At 39.9% G+C, this 20,924-nt stretch carries 24 protein-coding genes and 1 tRNA gene; 15 read left to right on the top strand and 10 right to left on the bottom strand.

The genetic code is table 11. The annotated features are described in order from the left end of the window. Nucleotides 1-277 precede the first annotated feature (277 nt). A complete protein-coding gene (locus BLO51_RS12860; RefSeq protein WP_090672101.1) occupies nt 278-724 on the bottom strand; it encodes a hypothetical protein in 447 nt (148 codons plus the stop codon). Nucleotides 725-959: 235 nt separating this feature from the next. Between BLO51_RS12860 and BLO51_RS12855 the strand changes: the two genes are divergently transcribed. Then, nucleotides 960-1,325: a helix-turn-helix domain-containing protein gene (locus BLO51_RS12855; protein ID WP_090672098.1), complete on the top strand. Its 366-nt coding sequence runs from the start codon at nt 960-962 to the stop codon at nt 1,323-1,325. A 226-nt stretch (nt 1,326-1,551) separates the two neighbouring features. Here the strand turns inward: BLO51_RS12855 and BLO51_RS29600 are convergent, their stop codons facing one another. Beyond that, nucleotides 1,552-4,767 (bottom strand): DUF4097 family beta strand repeat-containing protein, encoded by a 3,216-nt coding sequence (locus tag BLO51_RS29600; protein ID WP_174551242.1) that lies wholly within the window; start codon nt 4,765-4,767, stop codon nt 1,552-1,554. A 2-nt stretch (nt 4,768-4,769) separates the two neighbouring features. Beyond that, on the bottom strand, nt 4,770-4,958 hold the full coding sequence (locus tag BLO51_RS12845) for a hypothetical protein (protein ID WP_090672095.1): 189 nt from the start codon (nt 4,956-4,958) through the stop codon (nt 4,770-4,772). A 598-nt stretch (nt 4,959-5,556) separates the two neighbouring features. On the opposite strand from BLO51_RS12845, the gene BLO51_RS12840 reads away from it, so the two are divergent. From BLO51_RS12840 to BLO51_RS12810, 7 genes are all read left to right on the top strand, one after another. Further along, on the top strand, nt 5,557-6,132 hold the full coding sequence (locus BLO51_RS12840; protein ID WP_167670190.1) for an NUMOD4 domain-containing protein: 576 nt from the start codon (nt 5,557-5,559) through the stop codon (nt 6,130-6,132). A 126-nt stretch (nt 6,133-6,258) separates the two neighbouring features. Beyond that, on the top strand, nt 6,259-6,450 hold the full coding sequence (locus BLO51_RS12835) for a DUF5659 domain-containing protein (RefSeq protein WP_090672090.1): 192 nt from the start codon (nt 6,259-6,261) through the stop codon (nt 6,448-6,450). An 85-nt stretch (nt 6,451-6,535) separates the two neighbouring features. After that, complete coding sequence (locus tag BLO51_RS12830) at nt 6,536-7,975, top strand: TOTE conflict system archaeo-eukaryotic primase domain-containing protein (RefSeq protein WP_090672087.1); 1,440 nt, start codon at nt 6,536-6,538, stop codon at nt 7,973-7,975. Nucleotides 7,976-8,500: 525 nt separating this feature from the next. Further along, nucleotides 8,501-9,724: an AbiH family protein gene (locus BLO51_RS12825; RefSeq protein ID WP_167670189.1), complete on the top strand. Its 1,224-nt coding sequence runs from the start codon at nt 8,501-8,503 to the stop codon at nt 9,722-9,724. 319 nt (nt 9,725-10,043) lie between these two features. After that, a complete protein-coding gene (locus tag BLO51_RS12820) occupies nt 10,044-10,400 on the top strand; it encodes a YgiT-type zinc finger protein (protein WP_090672082.1) in 357 nt (118 codons plus the stop codon). A gap of 559 nt (nt 10,401-10,959) precedes the next feature. Then, entirely contained in the window at nt 10,960-11,349 is a 390-nt protein-coding gene (locus BLO51_RS12815; RefSeq protein WP_090672080.1) for a hypothetical protein, read from the top strand. A gap of 123 nt (nt 11,350-11,472) precedes the next feature. After that, the gene (locus BLO51_RS12810) at nt 11,473-11,658 is read left to right on the top strand and encodes a hypothetical protein (RefSeq protein ID WP_090672077.1); all 186 of its coding nucleotides are present in this window, start codon (nt 11,473-11,475) and stop codon (nt 11,656-11,658) included. A 108-nt stretch (nt 11,659-11,766) separates the two neighbouring features. Here BLO51_RS12810 and BLO51_RS12805 read toward each other — a convergent pair whose 3' ends face one another. Continuing rightward, nucleotides 11,767-12,588, bottom strand: coding sequence for an SHOCT domain-containing protein (locus tag BLO51_RS12805; protein WP_090672074.1), 822 nt, complete (start codon nt 12,586-12,588; stop codon nt 11,767-11,769). A 347-nt stretch (nt 12,589-12,935) separates the two neighbouring features. On the opposite strand from BLO51_RS12805, the gene BLO51_RS12795 reads away from it, so the two are divergent. Next, a complete protein-coding gene (locus BLO51_RS12795) occupies nt 12,936-13,295 on the top strand; it encodes a helix-turn-helix domain-containing protein (RefSeq protein ID WP_090672066.1) in 360 nt (119 codons plus the stop codon). An 82-nt stretch (nt 13,296-13,377) separates the two neighbouring features. Here BLO51_RS12795 and BLO51_RS12790 read toward each other — a convergent pair whose 3' ends face one another. From BLO51_RS12790 to BLO51_RS12780, 3 genes are all read right to left on the bottom strand, one after another. Then, complete coding sequence (locus BLO51_RS12790) at nt 13,378-13,650, bottom strand: hypothetical protein (RefSeq protein WP_090672063.1); 273 nt, start codon at nt 13,648-13,650, stop codon at nt 13,378-13,380. Between the two features lie 191 nt (nt 13,651-13,841). Next, on the bottom strand, nt 13,842-14,636 hold the full coding sequence (locus BLO51_RS12785; protein WP_245719645.1) for a tyrosine-type recombinase/integrase: 795 nt from the start codon (nt 14,634-14,636) through the stop codon (nt 13,842-13,844). Nucleotides 14,637-14,876: 240 nt separating this feature from the next. Next, nucleotides 14,877-14,947 (bottom strand) — tRNA-Gly (locus tag BLO51_RS12780). Nucleotides 14,948-15,085: 138 nt separating this feature from the next. On the opposite strand from BLO51_RS12780, the gene BLO51_RS12775 reads away from it, so the two are divergent. Next, nucleotides 15,086-16,306: an MFS transporter gene (locus tag BLO51_RS12775; protein ID WP_090672060.1), complete on the top strand. Its 1,221-nt coding sequence runs from the start codon at nt 15,086-15,088 to the stop codon at nt 16,304-16,306. A 9-nt stretch (nt 16,307-16,315) separates the two neighbouring features. Here the strand turns inward: BLO51_RS12775 and BLO51_RS12770 are convergent, their stop codons facing one another. Next, a complete protein-coding gene (locus BLO51_RS12770) occupies nt 16,316-16,987 on the bottom strand; it encodes a helix-turn-helix domain-containing protein (protein WP_090672057.1) in 672 nt (223 codons plus the stop codon). Nucleotides 16,988-17,180: 193 nt separating this feature from the next. Between BLO51_RS12770 and BLO51_RS12765 the strand changes: the two genes are divergently transcribed. Beyond that, a complete protein-coding gene (locus BLO51_RS12765; protein WP_090672054.1) occupies nt 17,181-17,615 on the top strand; it encodes an ArpU family phage packaging/lysis transcriptional regulator in 435 nt (144 codons plus the stop codon). Between the two features lie 79 nt (nt 17,616-17,694). Here BLO51_RS12765 and BLO51_RS12760 read toward each other — a convergent pair whose 3' ends face one another. Both BLO51_RS12760 and BLO51_RS12755 read right to left on the bottom strand, forming a co-directional pair. Then, a complete protein-coding gene (locus BLO51_RS12760; protein WP_090672051.1) occupies nt 17,695-18,165 on the bottom strand; it encodes an ImmA/IrrE family metallo-endopeptidase in 471 nt (156 codons plus the stop codon). 26 nt (nt 18,166-18,191) lie between these two features. Beyond that, a complete protein-coding gene (locus tag BLO51_RS12755; protein ID WP_090672048.1) occupies nt 18,192-18,638 on the bottom strand; it encodes a helix-turn-helix domain-containing protein in 447 nt (148 codons plus the stop codon). 260 nt (nt 18,639-18,898) lie between these two features. On the opposite strand from BLO51_RS12755, the gene BLO51_RS12750 reads away from it, so the two are divergent. The 4 genes from BLO51_RS12750 (at nt 18,899) to BLO51_RS30805 (ending at nt 20,924) form a co-directional block, all read left to right on the top strand. After that, on the top strand, nt 18,899-19,216 hold the full coding sequence (locus tag BLO51_RS12750) for a hypothetical protein (protein WP_090672046.1): 318 nt from the start codon (nt 18,899-18,901) through the stop codon (nt 19,214-19,216). Between the two features lie 74 nt (nt 19,217-19,290). Then, nucleotides 19,291-19,803, top strand: a complete 513-nt coding sequence (locus BLO51_RS12745) for a DUF1492 domain-containing protein (RefSeq protein ID WP_090672042.1) — start codon at nt 19,291-19,293, stop codon at nt 19,801-19,803. Nucleotides 19,804-19,935: 132 nt separating this feature from the next. Next, entirely contained in the window at nt 19,936-20,556 is a 621-nt protein-coding gene (locus BLO51_RS12740; RefSeq protein ID WP_217266737.1) for a hypothetical protein, read from the top strand. 242 nt (nt 20,557-20,798) lie between these two features. Beyond that, on the top strand, nt 20,799-20,924 hold the full coding sequence (locus tag BLO51_RS30805; RefSeq protein ID WP_281180354.1) for a hypothetical protein: 126 nt from the start codon (nt 20,799-20,801) through the stop codon (nt 20,922-20,924).

Here is a 20,924-nt window from a genome sequence, read left to right as displayed (position 1 = left end):
AGGTTTTAATATAGTAGAGGAGGGGGAGGGTTTACAGTTAGGAAGTTTTAGCGTTACCCCATCCAGAGGGATACACATTCTCACTGAAACTCATAACGTAATTTCCACGACACGAAAACCATATTGGCAAAATGCCTTATAAATGTTTGTTTCTTGCTTACTCGTCGTAAACTATGTCGCACAACGAAGAGGACTTTTCCCTCCTACTAAACAATAAAAAAAGCGAATAACTTATCAAAATTCGAAGTTGTTCGCTTATAAAGCTAAATTCAAACATTCATGCTATCTGAATGGTTTCAAGTAAAGTAATAATTTCCGAAACTGAATACATCTTACGATACTTTACAATTAGAGCATAAAACATGGGCAACGATATATTTTTCTTTTCCATTATTGTCTGTATCTTATTCAGTTGAGATATACTCGCTTTTAATGCAAGTAATCTTTCAATAACGAATCGCTTATCATTTGTTCCATGAGCACTCAAATAAGCGTCTTCAAACTGTTTGCAAGTTTGGAATGAATGTTTGTCTTGCATATGAATAATGAAATTATGTACAAGTAAGACTTTGGTCATTCCATCGCCTTTAAGTATGATAAAGTTATAAAAATCTTGCATGGTTTCATTATCTGTGATGTACTGTATAAGTTGAATCAATAATTTCCCATTGAAGCCCATTTCGATCAAAGTTTGTGTAATATCAATATCGTTTTTATACTCCATTTCTCTTTCCTCCCGCGTTGGCATAGTCATCTGGAAATCTAACTTGCGACTGTCTTCTTCATGCGAATCAAGTGTGTCACAACCTCAATTTTTTTAATATCTTTGTGTTATATACACAATTTATCATTATTATTTTGAGTTGTCAACTCATAAATTTTCCACACATTGTGTTGACTAAGGTGTTTTTTGTGTTGTAATGTGTGACTATATCTATAAAACAAGGAGGCAGGTCGCGTTGCATAACAGGATTAAAGCGGTTAGAGAATACTTGGGATTATCGCAGAGGGAGTTTGGTGAGCAATTAGGTGTGAGTAGAGACGTAATTAGCAACTTAGAGTATAATCGAGTCCAGCCTAGAGAATTGCTGCTAAAGCATATTTGTAAACTTTATTCTGTTAGTGAGACATGGTTAGAAACAGGTCAAGGGGAAATGTTCGTAGATAAAAAAAATCAAAATAAGAAGCTCGATGAAGCAGTTGCTATTTTCAAGAAATTACATCCAGATTTTCAAGACTATGCATTAGAACAATTAAAAAAGTTATCAGAATTACAGTCCAAGGTCTTCTGGGATTCCGATTTACAAGGTTTTCAAGGTTCCTGATATAGGCTAAGGTTAATTAATACTACAAGTGCATTTAGCACTTGTAGTATCGTTAAAAATAATGTTAATTGAACCATACTTCCTTAATTTAAGGTCGATTCTGGTAGCATTTATACGAACACACCCCAAGAAGTGATTTCGATTTCGATGTAGTGACTTGCAACAACCTCTAAACTGTAGGAATACTATTCAATGCACAGATATGATGTATGATAGGTTGTTCGCGTTAATTCAAATCAATTCTTGAACCAGTCAGCTTAATACTACCAGTTGCATTAAGGTTTATGTCGCCATTCACTTCTACAGTAAGTCCATTATTGTCTATCTTTACTTTACTGCCATTAGCATGTTCAAGTTTAATTACATCCCCTGCTTCGCTTATCTCTATACTTGTGCCTAAAGCATGTGAAAGTTGAATCGAGCCATTATTAGACATTACTTTAACTTCGCTACCATTAAGTTTTATCTCACCTTTCTTTGAGATAATATCAACGCCCAAATCATAAAGCTTGACTTCTCTCAAATCCCCATTTCCACTTGCATTATATCTGAAAATAAACTCTGTAGATGTTTTATAAAGATATCCTCTTGCACTATCACGATAATCAGGAGTATTTTCAATGAATCCATCGCCAGCACCCCAAACACTATATGGATATGAGGCAATCCCTGAATCCTTAAATGCAAATTTCAACTTATCAGAATAATCCAAATCATAGTTATATGCCACATGAGATGTTACTTCTGTTGTTAAGTACTTTTTATCAGCATCTTTCCAATAAAGTTTATTCCCTTTAGAATCTTTAGCCTGATCCTTCGACTTGACTTTACCTGTAATCCATCTTGCCTCATTTTTTTTGATGTCAATATAATCCACATAATCTCCCACATTAGCATCTTTAGGCAATGTTTTTAAGTGATCTACTGTTAGACTCGCAATATACCCATCGTCCGCTGTAATTGTGTTGGTTACAATATGTTCTGCTGTTATGGTATTTGCGCCCCTGATATCGAATTTGTTAAGATATAAAACTCTATCGTTTCCATCGATCAACATATCTCCTTTATCAGATAAGATTCTCAACCTAATCGCCATCAAATCTTCTGCGTACAATTTCCCATCCAATCCAGCGTAGAACTTTTTAATCCAATTTGGACTTGAAGCTGATCCTATATTTGCTTCGATACTAATACCTTCTGTAGCATTCATGATTGTTCTGTGTAGCATATTCCCTCTGGTGACAACAACGCCATTCTGAGCATCGATAACAGTGTTATTATAATTCCTACCCAACTGTAACGAACTCTTCTCAAGGAAGTCTGCAAGCTTCGCTCTTGCTCCTTCGTAAGCTTTATAGAAGTTCTCCCACATTTGATGAAATGCGGTTCTTGTAGAATGCAGATCATTTACAATGTGAGTTGTTGCATTCATATTTGCAAAAACAGGATTCATGTAAGCTGTCAATGCATTATACGAAGAAACCAATTCATTTCCTGCTGCAACCAATTGATTCTTTGCATCATCCAAACCATAATACGAAGAATCTCTGTCATTATAAATAGTTGTTGTATACCTGTTAATTTGATCTTTTAGAGTAGTGTATTGTTTCGTTATGCTCTTATATTGATTAGCTAAAGTTATTTTTTCTGTTGCTACAATAACGTCATCAAGAATAATGGAGTCAAGAACAGTGAAGTCAAAATTAAGTGCAGCAGCGTCCAACAATACTCCACCTTGCTTTGTTTCAATACGCAAACGTTTAGCAACCAAGTCTTCGGCAATGAGTGTACCATCTTCATAAGTGGTATTCCCAATTGATGCGTACACTTTATTTGTCCATCTGTTGTTTTCCCATTTTTGCAAAGCCAAACCATTCGTTGCATTTAGCCATGCTCTGTACTTTCCATCGTTCCTAAGAGCAATAAAGCCATGGTTTCCAATAACAACATTGTTATAGAATTGCCCCATATTCAGGCCAGAATAGAATTGTGAATCTTCGATCTTATTTCTCAAATCTTTTTCTGCATCATAATAGTTCTTGAATTTCAAAATAAATTCTGACCTATCAGCGATATCGCTTGTTTTTTCGGTTAATGGATCATTCACATCAATGTTTAAGGGGCTTTTACTTGTGATTTTCATGAACTGTTCCATATATGTTACCAACGCATTATAAGCGTTTGTTAGAGGAGTAGTGGAATACAAATTGGTCATACTAGGAGCTTTTTTAAAGAATTGGGCCGATGTATCAAATACATCATCTCTTTGGGAGGTTTTATATTTCTCTGCTTGTTCAAGCATACGTTTATAGCTTGCTTCAATTTTATATAGCTCTGTAATTACTTGAAGTTTTTCGAGTGTTGAGAACTTATTGTCCATTGCAATCTTCTCAAAGTCGCCAAGATCAAGATAATTGTTTTCAGCATCAAGTATCGTTTTTCCGACATTGTTGACAATTTTAATCTCTTCTGCAACAAGATCATGTGTATAAAGAGTCCCATCGATTCCTGCCCAAAGAACCTTCTCCCATCCAGATGGAAAGCGTGTTGCATCATTATTTTTTCTTTCAACAGCAATGCCCTTACAATCAGTCAAGCTTACCTTTGTAATATCATTAAATGCTTGCAGACCGAAGCATTCTCTTGTATTAGGCGGCTTTTCTTCAACTAATCCCATTTTCATGACAAGCTTTCCAGCACGATTAAAAATTTCACCTTTTGAGCCTTGCCATTTAACAATGCCATGCTCATCTTCAATGGCGAGATTAACGCCAGATACCACTTTCCCATAAATTCTTTCACCAACAACAAGATGAAGATGTTTTTGGAAGTAATCTAACAAAACATCAGGATTTAAATGATTTATTACTGATTTTTCTTTGATTTTGTGTGTAAGATATGTATTTATGCCACTCCTGTTTATTCTGTATACTGTCAGCATTCCACCTACACCTTCAAATGAAATGTTATCAAATACTTCTCTATAGATATCAGTGACGTTTTTTCCTTCAGTTAGGTTTTTACACGCTATTTCGTAGGATTCCTTTGTTCTTATTCCTGCTGTTAATAAGTTAACCCCGCCACGAGGAATATCACTATAACAAGTTGGTAGAAAATTATTATACGATGATAACTGATGCAAAACAGTCTGTTCTCCATTATGTTCACAGACTACAACCTCAATAACTTGTCCATTATGACTTTGGACAATCAGGTTTTTTAACGATTCAACATTTCTAATATCTTGTAAAAGAAACTTCTCAATAACTCTGTAGCAATAGTCTAGTTCGCCTGAACAAAATATCACCATGTCATCTATGTGATAAAGCTTTTTTGCTATAGTGTCATGCCTATACAAAATTTCATCAATTAATACTGATGTAGCAGAATCTGAGCCAATGAAAATGGTATCCCTCGTCTGTATAATTGTAGCATTACTCATACTTAACTCCTTTCCTTCACAAACTGCTTAAGCCTATTTTTTAATTGGTCTGAAATCACATGCGAATCATTGTGTAGCCACTTGCTTAAATGTTCTCTGGAAACTGCAACTTTATTAGCAATAAAAACTATTGGAGTGCCATATCTCTCTTTTAATCCGAATAGAGCTTTGCGTAATTCCGTGTCGTTCATTTTAAACATCACTCCTTTGTAATAATGCAATACTGCAATCTAATAAGCATAAATAAAAAAACCGCCGATATATCTCGGAGGGCTTCACTTCGTAAAGTGACTGGTACAACAGTAATTCTACTCAAATGGCAGAGATGTTACCGCAGAATAATGTATTCATTATGATGCTACTATCTAACAACTAATGTACGCCATTAAATGACCTTGCGACGAGGTCATCGGATGTACCATTATCGGATATTATCCCCTCAATAAAGAACAGAAGCCACTTCCAACAGTGAAGCGGCTTTTTGTGTTATATACATTCTAAAATTGATTCTAAGCCACTCAGTACCAGATTATAGTGCTGTAACGTCAGAATAACTTCTATATTCTCGGTAAGCCCATCACACCTAATTTCTCTAATAAATTGTTCCAATTGTTTACTTTTGCCAAAACAATAGAACAAATAGTGTTTTCGACTCTTTGAGAAGTGAGGGAGAAAAGGGGCTATATCCCCTTTTCTCCATGAGCGATGACAAACCAACCTTTCCTGTCGTGGCAAGTTTTTTTTGTCGTTCTCTCCTCAACACTTTCGGCAAATAGGAGATGGGGCATTATGAAAAAGAATGAAACGAATGAGAATCAAATCGAGGTCATTCAAGGTGAAGTCTGGAGAGAAATTGCAGGTTATGAAACACTTTATCAGATAAGCAATTATGGACGAGTTAAGAGTTTAGGTAACAGTCAAGATCGCCAAGAAAAGATTTTGAAACAGCAACTTCAACGAGATGGGTATAAAAGAGTCTGGCTATATAAGAAAGGTTTGAAGCGAAAGAGATTTCCTGTTCATAGACTTGTAGCTAACGCATTCATCCCAAATCCGCTTCGCAAAGAACAAGTTAATCACCAAAATGGAAACAAATTGGATAATAGACTTGAGAACTTAAATTGGATGACACGTAAAGAGAATATCGCTCATGCCTACGAAACTGGGCTAGTTAAGAAGAATAAGAATCCAGTAATCGCAACTCATTTGGACACAGGGGAGCAACGACAGTTTAAGTCGCAGAAAGAAGCATCTAGGGAACTTGGTTTTTATATGAAGAATATCTCTAACGTACTAAAAGGAAGAATCACACATGTAGGTGGATGGAAATTCGAGCGTAGTTCGTTAGACAAGAAATCATCATAATAACAAGCCGAAAGCAATCATTGGTCTGTCCAATTTTGACATAGAATATTTTCTCTTTAACCCCGAATACGAAAATCGTGTTTGGGGTATTTACTTTAATTTGTGAAGTCAAAGGAGCGAAATTAGATGAACGATAAGTATTTCTTCTGTTACTCAACAAACTTGCAAATATTTTTGAAAAATAAAGGGTTCAGTTATATCTGCTGTGCTTATCACGCAAAAACAATGAGGAAGTTCTGGCAGTTCAAACACAATAAAGCATTACAGGCTGCGCTAGACGAATATCGAGAACAAGGAATTGAGTTAAAGAGGACTTAACAAGGCTTCTTGTTGAGTCCTTTCTCTTGTAATTCCATGCTGATAGTTCAAAAAGACAAATGGTAATTCAAAGGGGCGATCATTAATGCAAAAAGAAGCAATCAAGAAACTAAGTGATTTATATATAATTCAAAGAGGTAAATATCTCTTGCAAAGTAAGAAGGGTAATTGGCGTCATGTTACAGCAGGGCAGTTGAACAAGTATACCAAGAAAAAAGATATAAGACTGTCAGATTGGCATCTAGAGAACCATTTGAATGGTAATTTCACCATCGGGACATTTGCAGGTGATTTTGGTAGTATCTTTATGTCATTTGACGTAGACTTCCGTGATAATGAAATGGCAAGATGGATTACTTATAAGATTACTTATACACTTGATTCGTTTGGAATCGACCATCACACTAGCTTTAGCGGTTCAAAGGGTTATCACATTGATATATTCTTTGAAGATAAGATTACAGTAAAACATGCAAGAAAATTCTTTGACTATGTGATTGAGACGTCAGATGTTAAACAACATACACAGGGGCAAGTTGAATTTCGCGTTAGCGAGAAACAAGGAATCAAACTGCCACTCGGAATCCATCAAGTAACAAAGAATTATTGTGGTTTCTGTCGTGTGGAAGAGGGATTAAGAGTCATGAACAAAGAACAGAGTGAAAAGTATCTGTTGATGATAAAGCAGATACCAAGTAGGCAAGTATTAAATGTTATCGAAATTGCTGAATCAGAATTAGATGAAATTGATACAAAACAGTTCATTGAATCACAAGATGCGATCAGCCCATTTGTACCACTGGCGAATCATGAACAGTCAGAAGATTACTCGATTTCGCGGGCGCAAAAGCTTCTAACCGAAGGATCACAAGTACAAGGTAGCCGACATAACTCAACATTCTTAATTTGTATGTATCTCAAAGACTGTGGATACGAGCGTGACGAATGCAAAAACGAATTGTATGATTGGATGGACGCGCAAAACCCTGATTCATATACAACGAAGTTAAACGATTGTTACAAGGACATTGATTTAGTTGTTCGAGACGTTTACGAGAAGGATTATAACCTACGCGGCGGTAACAAGGATTTGACAATTACTTTAAACGAATTGAAATGGATTATTGACCGATGTCCTGAAAAGAACCAGAAGCTAATCACATATGCAATGCTGAAACATTCTAAACGCCATGCGAATATGCAAGGCGTTTTTTATATGCCATTTACAATGATTGAATCAGCAACAGGTGTAGTTGAAAAAACAGTAAGAAACCAAGTAAACAAGTTGATTGAACTAGGTGTCATTGAAGTTGTCGCTCGTAACAGGAAGCCAGTAGGCGGTAAAGGGTTTCAACGAAATCTGCCTAATCTGTATCGCTTAAACATTGATGTTTTTGTTGATGATTCAAATGTTTTGACGATAAATGAATCCCATGACTTGAAGTCGTGTATGTTGTTCTTCTTTGATAAAAAGGAATTGAAAAATATGTTGCCGAGAAGACAATATGAGAGTTTGGTTGGTTGATTTGATATGTTGCTTGCGCGTTGATGTAACTGCCACAAGCTGACTGGTCAAATTACCTATTGATTAATGCTTGTAGTGATTAAGTACATTGTACAGTAATGCTTATAATGCTCATAGCCCGTTGAGTTCCAGAGATTAAAAAAGATAAATAATCTATTGTAGGTAATATCGTACAACGCGCTGATAAGACGCTTTGAACTCAATTGAATCTGGATTTTATTGAGATGCAGACAAGAAGATGATGTTTGTGCTATGCAAAGATCAGTTAGTCTACTCTTTATAGCATTCTCTATTTATCTTTACTGCTTCATTTTTGCTTGATTTCGAGCGTAGATTAATAGGTATATCGTATCAAGTTTGCTCGGAAACAAGCAGATAACATTGCTTCAGTAATAAGCTAAATGTGCAGATATAAATGTGAATTGAAATATATCTGCTAGAGTCCGAAAGATGTATAATATTATCAAATAACTCATTAAAGGGATATAGAAATATTTGAACTGAATTTTTTGGGAGGATATTCTTGTGAAAATATTAGTTATTGGGAATGGATTTGATTTGGCTCATGGATTACCAACAAAATACAACGATTTCTTAGAATTTCTTTCACTAATTAAAGATATGTCTATGTATCATGGTAACCCAGTAAATTTTTTAAATCAATTAAAGGAATCATCAGTTGACCATTATATCCAAAAGTACATTGAGGATTTAATTTCAAAAATAACTGATGAATATAAAATAAATAACGACGATGGTAAACTTTTAAAACTTCAAGACCTTAATACTTTAGTAAACAAATCAAAGGACGAGTTAATTCAAGAATTAATTGCAAACCTTAAAGGAAATTTATGGTACGAACATTTTGTTGAGGCTAAGTCTTACATTAATGAAGGATGGATAGATTTTGAATCAGAAATATCAAGGGTAATACAAGTTCTGGAACAATATAAAATTAAAGGATTGTTTCACCCAAGAGACATTGTAGAAGAGGACGTTAAAAAAATTCTTTTCTCGGTTAGTGTTCGAGAGAGAAGTTCAAATACCGCTAAATTTAAGGTTGATGAAAAACTGGTTCAAGAACTTGAAGAGGATTTGAATAAGCTAATACGAAGTTTGGAAATATTCCTTGAGGATTGTATTGGGAAAATTAATATTGAGTATCTGCTTCCAGACATACAAAACATCAAATTAGATTATCCTGATAAAATACTAAGTTTTAATTATACAGATACTTATACGAAAGTCTATAAGCCTGAACGTCGTATTGACTGTGACTTTATTCATGGAAAAGCTGATATTAGACATAACATTGAATCGAATAACATGGTCTTAGGCATTGATGAGTATTTAGACAGCACTCAATCGAGTAAAAATACATCATTTATTGTGTTCAAAAAATATTTCCAAAGAATACACAAGGAAACAGGTTGCGACTATAAAGATTGGATACAGGCTATTCAAAGTTCAAGTGCTATGTCCGAACTTTTCATTTTTGGACATTCGCTGGATACAACTGACAAGGATGTTCTTCGAGAATTAATTGAAACGGAAGGTTTAATAACTACAATCTTTTACTACAACAAAAAAGTATATGCTTCTCAAATTGCAAATTTAGTAAAAGTGTTAGGCGTTGATAATTTAATTTCACGAGTTCATGGTCGAGATAGAAGTATTATTTTTAAGCATCAACAAGACCCAATTAAAAGAGCAGATCCATTCCAAGTTTCTAATTCGGTAAATATGTAAGAGAACTACGCTACTAATTTATTTGCGTTTGAGAACCAATAACGACTTTTAGGCTGTTACATTTTTACGCTTCCGTCTCCATAGTATGTTTCTTACGCTCTACAATGCCCTCTGGCAGCTTTCGACCGCAGGACTACTACTTGATTAATTTCGTCATAGCATCTGCTATAAAACGGCACAACTCGTCTGACTTATACGATGTGTCAGTGAGTCGGTACGCTTCCTCCATCAGCACGACTGCAAAGACTAACTGAACACCATGCTACAAGCACATAACTAGATTGAATCTGAGTTTTATTCAGATTGAAGGAGCGGGATTATGAATAAAAATAACGATAATCGCAACAACAACATTCCTGAGTCTTTCGAAAGCAAAAGCTTAGAGGAATTATGGGAACTTCTGCTAGGTAAGGATGGCTTAGAAGTACAAAAAGCGAAATATGAAGCAAGAAAGTTAAAGCCTGATTATCGGGAAGGGGAACTCAATCTATATGAATGCCCGATGTGCGGTTCAGACGATGTACCGAATGTTGATATAGACTTTGATCTTAACATGAATAACGACAGAATCAAGAGCATCAAAATGCGCGGCGGTAAGTGTTCTCGTTGTGGTGAGACATTTTATGATTCCAAGGTTACAGACCTAATTAGAAAGATAAAAAAGCTGCTTGATTAACAAATGAATTTCAGACTCTAGAATGAGCAGGCTCTAAGCGTTCTATTAGAACTTTAGTAACCATAGTAACTATTTTCAAGTGTGCTCGATTATTGTATACTAAAAGTCACGCCTGTTGATTAACCAAAAACTGTAACTTTATGTCCGATGAAAACAGCACTCTGATCCCTAAGCAAAGAAAGTTTAATGAGCCATATAGATTGAACAAGGTCGAGGAACGTGGTAGACTTTTTCATGAGGCCGCCTCTTTCGTCTTGGGTAACGGAAAGGCGTTCTTTTTGCTATTCTTTTTTGTATTTTATTGGTTAATCAACAGGCGTGACTAAAAGTGCAAGAATATTTCTTGGAGTTGGTCGAAATGATTAATTGGACAAGTAACAGGCTAAATTTTTCCCTTATATATTTTGGCAAAAAGCGGAGTGGCTACTAAGCCCTCCGCTTTTTTTGCGCAAAAATGTTGCAGTACTTTATTTGGCTTTCAGGGGGTGAGTAAAATGTAAGCACTAAAAACATTAATCTGGCAGTTGTTTCATGAATAATTTGATCTGGAGGGATTACATTGACCGAAAAACGAGTTTCAACCAATGACTTTTCACTTGATAATCTGATTGGCAAAGAAGTAACCATTAAACATGTTAAAGGAAAAATACCATTAGTTAAAGGGATGTTCGGTCGCTACAAGGAGTTTATTTTAGATGTTCAAGCCATGATAGAAAAAGATGATTATAAGCTAGTGATTCTCATGAGAGGAAAAAGGAAAGACTCAAAAGTAGAGTACACTGGGTATAAGCGTTTACTTTCCGAGGTAAATCTCATTCTTGTGGCAGATGGAGAAACCGTAGATATCCATACACCTGAGATACAAAGAATGCATGAGGAGCTAAATAAAACTTATCTTTTATTAAAGAATCATGGAAAACTTCGACAATCATCTTCCACAAATATATGAAAAGATACGAATTAATAAAGAAGACCCCAAGGCAAAATACATGTCTAAGTTACTAAAGAATTTAGTGGAAGATAATTAGCAATTTTTGATATCGCTAGATTTTAATTAGGAGGTCTTGAGGTATTGGGTAAAAAAAATAATAAAAAGGGTAGAACAATTAAAAGAAATACGCACAATGTTGTTGATTTTAAAAAATACAAAAGCAAAACATTAGCTGTAAAAAATTTAGCAATTAAACAGCCAAAACCATTTCATCTGCAAAGCGAAGAATATCAAAAGGGCAGCATCGACTCTATGTTAGATGATTAAAACTAACTGAAACATAATTTGAGAGTTTAGCCACCAGATTCAATTTGTTATTCAAAATTGCCCAAAAGTGGAAACCCGCTTCTGGGCAATTTTGAATTTTTATTTCTATTACCCTATCAGCTTCTTCTTCTGTGATTCAAACTCATCTCCGCTGAGTATTCCGTCATTTCTTAGCTGAGCAAGCTTTCTAAGTTCATCAGCAACAGACACATTCTCATGCGGATTATTGCTGATTGCGAGAGTTTCTTTTTGCTTGTCTTCTTCATCGGCTTGTCTGATAAGGACTCCGATTAATTGATGGCAATGATATGCCGTATTGTAAGCATCTTTGTATTCATGGCTGTCTTTCGCATATGAAGTAAAATCAGAATCTAGGAAAGCAATTTTATGAATCGGGTTTGCTGTATCATTAACAATCACGTTCAACTCAATCTTCTTCACTTTCTCTTGACTTGTCGTTGAGCCAGAAAGACCTCCCATCAAAGCTCCTACACCACCAGCAAGCAAACCACCTAATAACGCTCCTCCAAGTTGGCTGCCTCTATTCGTAGACGTAACACTGATACCATCGGTCAAAATTTCAGATTTTAATATATCTGAATATTTATACAATTTGTCTTTGTGGTAGAAATTTGTGTTTACAAAAGAAATCTGTTTCGAGTTTTCATCAATAGACAAAGTAACATCTCCACTTTGAGAAGTGTACCTTTGAGTCGATTTATAGTTTGGGATATTCACTAACCTTTCATCTGTTATCTGACGCTTCTGTTCCATTTTCTCTTCTTCAAGTTCTTTATGCTTCTTATAGCAATACCATGAAGCAACTCCAAATCCGATAAGTAATAACCACGCTACACCTCCGTGAGCAATTGCAATAAAAAACACTATAAATGCAAGGATTCCAAATATACCCCCAAAGCCTAAATACATATTATACCTCCATTCAACATTTGCTCACCTTTTCGCAAGCGTCGAGATAATCATTCATTAAATTGGTTTCCTTCTTTAGCTGATTAATCTCCTTATCAAGCTGTTTAAGTCTTGCCTTCCGTTTATCACTCTCTGATTCACAAGCTGTTGCCAATAGAATCAAAAAGATACAAGTAATACTGAGTATGTAGTTCTTTATTCTCATCTGTATACACCCCCTAGTTGTAAAGTCATATACCAAATTATAGTATCGTATATATACGATTATTTCAATGAAACTTCTGATATACGATTATGTGAAAGTCTACACACCTTCCATACGCTTGTATGGAAGGGAAGTGATAAAAATGTCTTCAGATTTTTTAAAACTCGTTGGAGAACGTATCAGAACGTTACGCAAAGAAAAAGGCTACACTCAAGAGTCTTTATCGGAAAAAAGTGGAATACATGTTACATATATTTCAGATATTGAACGAGGGGAAAGAAATATCTCAATGGAAACACTTGAAAAAGTGATTACTGCCTTAGACGTAAACGCAGTTGAAGTGTTTAGAATCGAGGGTATTGAAGGTATAGAAGAACGGAATGAAAAAAAGCTATTAATCGAAGCATTTAACTCATTATTAGCTGGAAGAAAAATTGAGGAAGTCCAAATGATTCTCAGACTCGCTAAGGACGTTTTAGGTACATTCGATAAATTGAATTAACCAAAAATACTGCAACTTGAAATAACAATAGTCACCCTCGCCTTCAAAGTTTTACTGGCTTGGGTGACTATTGGATTTTGATTTATTGATTTGTTGTTTTTAGCTTCCGAGTGATTGAATTTGAGAGTACACTTTTTGCAAGTCGTAGATGCAATAATTCGCTTTGATGTATTAATTCGGCAGAATGCATATCGGTGATAATTTCCTCAATGGTGAGTAAATGAAGGTCGTTTGTGCCGCGTTCATGAACCAACATCATAATCGCAGCAATTACTTGTTGATACGTCCTTATTTTATAAACTAAGTCATTCTCTTCAAATAGAAGGTGTTCATATTTTTCCAACGATACACTCATGTTATGCCCTCCTGTGATATTACAATCGCTCTCCACTCTTTTGATGCCCAAATTCATTTGGTGTGTCTGTCTTTGGTCTTTATTTTCTGAAACAAGTTTAAAATGCGTTTTAGAGATTATTAAGTAGTGATAGTGATAAAAAAGCATCATTCATTGCAACCATGCATGTTTGTATTTGTCTTGCACAGCCCTTATAATTTAATATCGTTGAGTGGATTAAATTTCTCATTTTGCGTTTTTAGAGCTGTTCCAAACATACGTACATAACGATTTGTCATGCTGATATCGTTATGTCGTAGGAGACGTTGTAGAGTAAAAGCATCCATGCCATTTTGAATACAACGTACAGCAAACGTGGAGCGGAATGTATGGCATGATAATCTTACATCTTTGAAATTCATAATCTTCTTTAATCGTTTGAATATTGTTTTAATAGATTCGGCCTGCAACTGTGTATTTCTATCAGTAGGAAATACATATTGCCCAATGTTATCAAAATGTTTCTCACAGTATACCCGAAATTCGGCCAATTCTTTACATAATTTCTCTGTAAGGGGGACGGATGATAATTCTCTCTTCTTCCCGAGTATCGAAGCAGAGCCGTTTTTCAAATCCATATCAGACCATTTCAAATTAACAAGTTCTCCAAGACGTACTCCTGTCCCTAAAAGGAAAACTATTATCGAGTAATCACGAATGGCATAAAAAGTGCGTTCTCGTTGTTTAATTCGCCGTAGATAACCAAGCATCTGTTCGATGTGATAATCGGAAAACGGCTTAATAACAATATCTTCCTTGGCATAATTGACTTTCTTACAAACATTTTGCTTCTCGTTAATAATTTCGTTTTCTTGCAACCAATTGTAGAAGTTTTTCAACACACGAAGCTTGTTATTGCTTGATGTCGCATTATTTCCATTTTCATTTTGTAGTTCTATAAGAAATGATTTCACCGTTAGTGATGAAACATCATAGATACTGACCATTTCGTTCTTAGCTCAGTAGTTTTGAAACATATTAAGAACAGAATCATAAACCTCTAGTGTGTTAGACGACAGATTTTTGTATTTCTTGTCAGCAATAAATTCTTTAGTGGCAAACTTAATCAACATAAAAAACACACCTTCCAAATGGGAATTTAGTGTCCCAAAAGGTTAGTGTGTTAACGTTCCAAAATGGAGTTTTAACCTGACCTCAAACCAAAACTCTCAACAAATCTTCTTGAAAGCGGGTGATGGGAATCGAACCCACGCCACCAGCTTGGGAAGCTGGAGTTCTGCCATTGAACTACACCCGCAGGAAGTTGTATTGGAATTATCGCACAGTACTGAAGAAAAATCAAGCAAGTTATTGAACCGACGCGTTTATAATAAATCATGCACATTTAACATACATATAGGCATAAAAAGTATATTTAGTCTGCGGAGGATTGCGCTTGAATCGTTCATTTTACGCTTTATTGGTCAGTCAAACGGCAACCAATCTTGGCTTTGCGCTCTATACGATGGTTGTGGTCATGCATCTGTACACGCAGACCGGTTCGACGGCGTTGTCCGCTGCCGTGACGTTAATCAGCGCAATTTCGCGAATGGTCAGCGGCGTTGTTTTGCCGTCGTTTGCCGACCGGTTTCGGCTTCCGATACTGCTGATCTTGTCGCAAACGGCGCAACTGGTTGTTCTCCTGTGTCTTGCGCTGATGCTGACGCAGGACGTTTCCGCCTCGAGCTTGATTGTCATCATGGTGCTGCTCGCGATCATTTCTTTTTTTAACGGCTGGTTCTCGCCTGTGAAAAGCTCGTTGCTCCGGGCTGTCGTACCCGAGAAGGAGCGGGTGAGAGCGATTGGCTTGCTATCGACGGTGGATCAAACGTTCCAATTTGCCGGATGGACTCTGGGTGGCGTGCTGCTGACGGTTTTGGGCCAAGGCGCTACGCTTGGGATTACTTTTGCCCTGCTCGTCGTATCGATCGGATGCATATTTCTATTGAAGCAGCATGAAACGACGGAACTTCGAACGGGACAAGGATTCGTGTCCGGATTAACGGCAGGCTGGAAAATTCTTTACAGGCATGAAGGACTGCGCGTGCTCGTCATGATGGATTTGATCGAATCTTGGGTCGGCACGATCTGGATCGGAGCCGTCACGTTAACTTTTGTCAAAGAGGCTTTGCACGAAGGAGAAGCCTGGTGGGGATATATTAACGGCGGTTACTATTTAGGCACTATCGTCGGCGGCTTGAACGTCCTTCGGCTTTCCCGCCGGATGCAGGGGAAGCTGACCATGAGTATGCTGACGGGAGCGTCTTTGTTCGGTGTGCTGACACTGCTGTACGGGTTCGTATCGAACAGCATGCTGGCGCTGCTGCTCGTCCTGTTGATGGGGCCGGCTTATCAGATCCGCGATCTGGTGCAAGAGTCGATGATTCAAAATAGCTCGGACGAGCATACTTTGCTTAAAGTGGCGGCAGCCCGGTCCACCTTGGTCCAGCTCATCTCGATGTTATCCATTGCCGTGATCGGAATCGTAACGGACGTTATCGGCGTTCGGTTGGTTTATATCGTCTCCGGTTGCGTGCTGCTCGTTTCGTCCGTGTACGGGTTCGTGCAGTTGCAGCTTCGAAAAAAAGGGGCTTTGCTGGAGCGCGAACACCTGTAGCGCCCTTTCTCAATCGTTGGCCTGCTCCTCGTATTGCGGGAACAGCAGCTTGAGCATCCCCAGAATGCGCTCCCGGTCTTGATCGGTGAGCAGGTGGCCGTTGTAGTGAAGGCCGCTCACATATTGAAGCGACTTGCCGATATCGTACAGATGCTCGAGCGTCTGGGTATCGGTTTTTTCGGCGTCCGCTCCTATCGTTCGGAACTGCTCCGCCATGTTCTCCAATTGGCCGATCAGCTTGTAAATCTCGACCTTCGGCGGATCTTGCTGAAGCAAAGCTTGAAGCGTATCCGGCGTAATCTCAAAATCGTCGCCGAAGAACGGGCGATATTCTTTTTCCAATCGTTTAAGGGCCGCCCGGGGAATGCCGGGAAGGGCTTGAACGATCCCGTCGAGGTCGATACCGAGAATATCGAGCAGGTCTTGGAACGCCTGCCGGTACTTGTGGGTGTCGGCAAGCTTCCGATAACCGGCGGCCGCCATCAGGTCGGCATACTCGACGCCCAGCGGTTCGACCAGCTTCTCCAGCAGCTCGGGCGAGGGCATGTTTTTTTTCTTGCCCGTTTCGATCTGGGACAAATAAGGGTTCGAGTAGCCGATCCGATCGCCCAATTGGGTAAGCGTCAGTCCTTTGGCTTCTCTTAGGCTTTTTAAATAGGCTCCGAATTGCTGAACGTTCATCCACGCACATCCTTTCTTGTTCTTCTAGTATACACTTTTGCTTGCTATTAGTAAATAATATCGTAAATATTATTGCTATTAGCAAGAATTTGTGATAATGTTACTAACACAAAACAAGAAACGATGAGCAGCAGCCTGTGGATGCTTGTCCGCAGCAACAATAACCATTCGGGTGAATCGAAAGGTGGTCGCTATGAACGATACGCTCACGCTTGCGCAAAAGAAAGCCGTCCGTGCGGCTATGGAAGAACGGCTAGCTCTGTACCGGAGCTACAAATACAGCAGCTTCGAACGCCGCGAAGCCCGGGTTATCGCCAGCTACGACCCGCGGTACCATGGGGTGACGAATGCGGTAAGCGATCCTACCGCGCAGATCGCGGTGTACAACGTCAACGAGCAAATGCACCGCAGTTACGTATGCGATTCCGTGGAAATCGCGCTGAGCCTGCTGCCGGACAAGCAGCGGTCGATCATCGAAACGCGGTATATGCGGCACAATACGCCGACGGATATGCAGGTGTGCGACAGGCTAAGCATGTCCAAGGATACGTACGACCGAAACCGGCTTGCGGCGATGTACGAATTGGCTTTATTTTTGGAAGTGGATTGCGGGTTCGAGCTGACATAGCGCAGTAAGCAGCTGAATTATACTGAAAAAAGCCGGTGTTTCCTACGCGTAGGAGCACCGGCTCTCTATTTTACTTACGTTAGATGGTAAAATGCGTGTCTTCGTCTTTCCAGATGCCGGGCTGCCGCTTCGGGAGGCTCTTTAAATGCGCCACTTCCTGCGGTACGCCGCTGGCTGCCGCAGCTTCGTAGATCGTCATGCCGCCCAGAATGAGTTCGTCAGGCATCAGCAGCTCGACGGCGAACTGGTTGGCTTCGCTCTCGATCCGGTCGATCGAAACGAGCGTGTTCGTGCGAAGGAAAGGCGTATTCACCTTGGGGTGAAGGAGCACGTGCCCAAGCTCGTGCGCGCACGTAAAGTGCTGGCCGGATTTATCCAAGCTTTGGTTGATATGGATGCAGCGGATGCGTTTGTACGTGCTGAAGTAACCGAGAATGTTGCCGAGCGGCTCAAAGAGAACAAGGATGTTTTTCTGAGATGCGATTTTGAAAGGGTTGTTCGTTCCGTATTTTTTAATCAGTTGCAAGGCTGCTTGTTTCGAATTTCGCATCTGTTTTATCTACCCCCGTACCGATTTTATTTTCGATATTTGTTCGGGGTAAACTTCTGTTTCGCTAACTGCTTGGCAAGCCGCATGGAATTCTCTAGCGATATTCGCAGCAATTCTTTACTCTCCTCATCCAAGGTTTCGCCATGAAAAGCAAGAGCTTCATCGGACTCGAGATCGCTGAGCATTCGTTCAAGATCCCGGGCGATGTCCTTCTCTTCTTTGGGTGTCAAGGGAGACGTGCCCCGCTTCTCCTCCATGAACGATACGTTCGGTGAAGGCTCGTCGGACAAGCCCAGAAGATAATCCGTCGTCACTTGAAAATGGGAGGCGAGCTTGCCGGCCATATCGGCGCTCAGCCGTTTTTTTCCCCTTTCGATCTCGTAATAATATTGAGGCGTAATGTTCAACAGCTCGGCGACAACGGTCCCCGCCATATTCCTTGCTTTTCGAATGTCCCGCATCCGATTCCCCATAAGACACTTCACCTTTTCTGAACTGGCTTTTAATAGAACGCTTGTTTCCATTGTATCAGCTTTTAGCTTAAAAATCAACCTAAAACAACTTAATAATGAAGATAATGGGAGATAAATTAAGCAAATAGATTGTTTTATGGATATATTTGTGCGATAATACCTCTATATGATGAAATTGAGAGATTGTATTTTTGAAGCTAATAGCTTATTCTTGGTTTCGTAAAGCGAACGATATGCTAATGAATGGAGGCGCCTCGAATATGACGAATCACGTCCATAACCTTGAATCTGCAAACGCGGCTCAACCGGCTAACTCTGTAAGGGAGCGGCGGCAGGTTGCGGCAAAAACGGTGAAGAGCAGCAAGGCGGAGCAGGTTTGCAGTGTGCAAGCGGGGTCTTGGGAACCGCGTCAATCGGTGACTTTGGAGATGCTCCGGACGAAGCTTGCCGGGCTCGTTCAAGCCGGACAACAATGTGAAATTCGGGCGCTTCTCCGGCACTACGGCGCCGAACGGCTGCCGGATGTTCCAACGAAATATTTTGACGAGCTGCTCCACGCGGCGGAAAAGCTCGGGTGAACGGTACCGCAAGTTTAAACTGTAAGTTTGATCGGACATACTTCCAGAGCATGACGAGAGGGGAATAAACCGGAATGATGATGCTTAATGTCGAATTAAACTACGAAAAAATAGCTATAGATCAGCTTCGAGGATATAAACGGCTTGTTGGACGAATCAAGATGCTTGAGAAGTTTCCTGTCAGCGGCGGGATGCGCCTCGGCACGATTGTTCAGGACGGACAGCTGCAAAACGTGCATCACCATTGGCGGAAGCTGTTGGCATCCGGCGCAGAGCAAGAAGCGCTGCGAAGCACGGAGGCGAAAGTCAAGGCGCTGTTGGAAGGGCTGTTGGGTACATCGGACGGCTATCAGGGGATATTGGCACGGATAACTGAGCTGCAAGAGCTGGAACGGCAAAAGGAGCGAATGGAGCATGCTCTGGATGCTCTGGACGATTTGAAACACGAATACGCGCAAGTACTCAAATTGCTCTATCTGGATGGAAACGAGCCGCATGACATCGCTTGCGATCTGGGCATCTCCCTATCCACCTTCTATGGATGGAGACGCAAAGCGTTGAAGGAATACGGAATATTGATTAGCTAGAGTCGCAGCGGTCTGCGGCTCTTTTTTTGCGCTACGGGTCTGCTTGATCCGTACGGCAGGATTCGCCTGTGCTATAATGAAGCTAATTTTCAATGAAGAGGAAACGAGGAGAAAACAATGCTTCAAGAGGATTTGGCATTCATCAAAAGCGTTAAAATGGAGGACATTCCGTGGCAGCGCCTAATTTCCTCCTACGGGCGGGCAGCGGCGTTTCCGCAATGGTTTCATGCGATGGCTCACGGAGATATGGAGGCGATGGGCCATGCTGCCGAGCAATTGGCCGAGGAGTTGGAGCATCAAAGCACGCTGTGGCACGCGACGCCGTTCGGCGTGATTTTTGCGATGCGGATGTTTGGCGAAGCTGCGAACGATTCGGTCAAGCAGGAATTGAGCGAGCAGAAGCGGGAGCGGCTGAATGCGCTTATCGTCGCGATCCTGAACATTTGTCAGCCCATTGCGGCTGCGTGTGCAGATACGCTGGGCCATGTCGTCGAGATGGAACCGTTCTTGTCCATCACCGATCTGCTTCGCGAAAGCGAGCTTTGGCCGGAAGATGAGGAAGAAGACGAGGAACGTTGGGAGGACGATCCCGTCTCCGATCAGGCATTTTACAGCTTCGTTTACTATACGGCGCAAATTTTGCTTCTATATAAGAAAGATATTCGCCGGCTTTGCGATTCGTCGTGTGAGGAAGTGCGGGATGCCGCCGAGGAACTGCATGCGGAGGTAGAAAGAATCGAGGCTGGTGGCTGAGTTGAGAAAGCCGGGGCTTAGTGGAAAAACGTCGGAATATCGCTGCAAATGCGTTGGAATAACAATGGACAACCTTTGTAACGAAGTGCGGTTTTCCCGTGCTATGATGTTAATGTAAGATAATTGTGCTAAGGGGAACACGAACGAAAGAGTCGCAGCGATGCGGCTCTTTTTGCATTCGCTCCGCCGCACAAGATTAGGCTTCAGGGGGAGGGAGGATATGGAGCGGTTGCGTAAACTGGATGGTACAGTTCAAGCAGGCGATTTCCGAAGCACCCTTTGAGGTGTGCGCCGCTGCCGGGCGGAAGGAAGCGCAGGCTGCGGCAATTCATGAAGCTTCGATTTTCTGGCTTCTATTGGGGTGGTGA

It is taken from the genome of Paenibacillus tianmuensis (genome assembly GCF_900100345.1).
Classification (GTDB): Bacteria; Bacillota; Bacilli; order Paenibacillales; family NBRC-103111; genus Paenibacillus_G; species Paenibacillus_G tianmuensis.
Note: the sequence above shows the minus strand (reverse complement) of the source record. Positions and strands in the feature narration are given on the sequence as shown.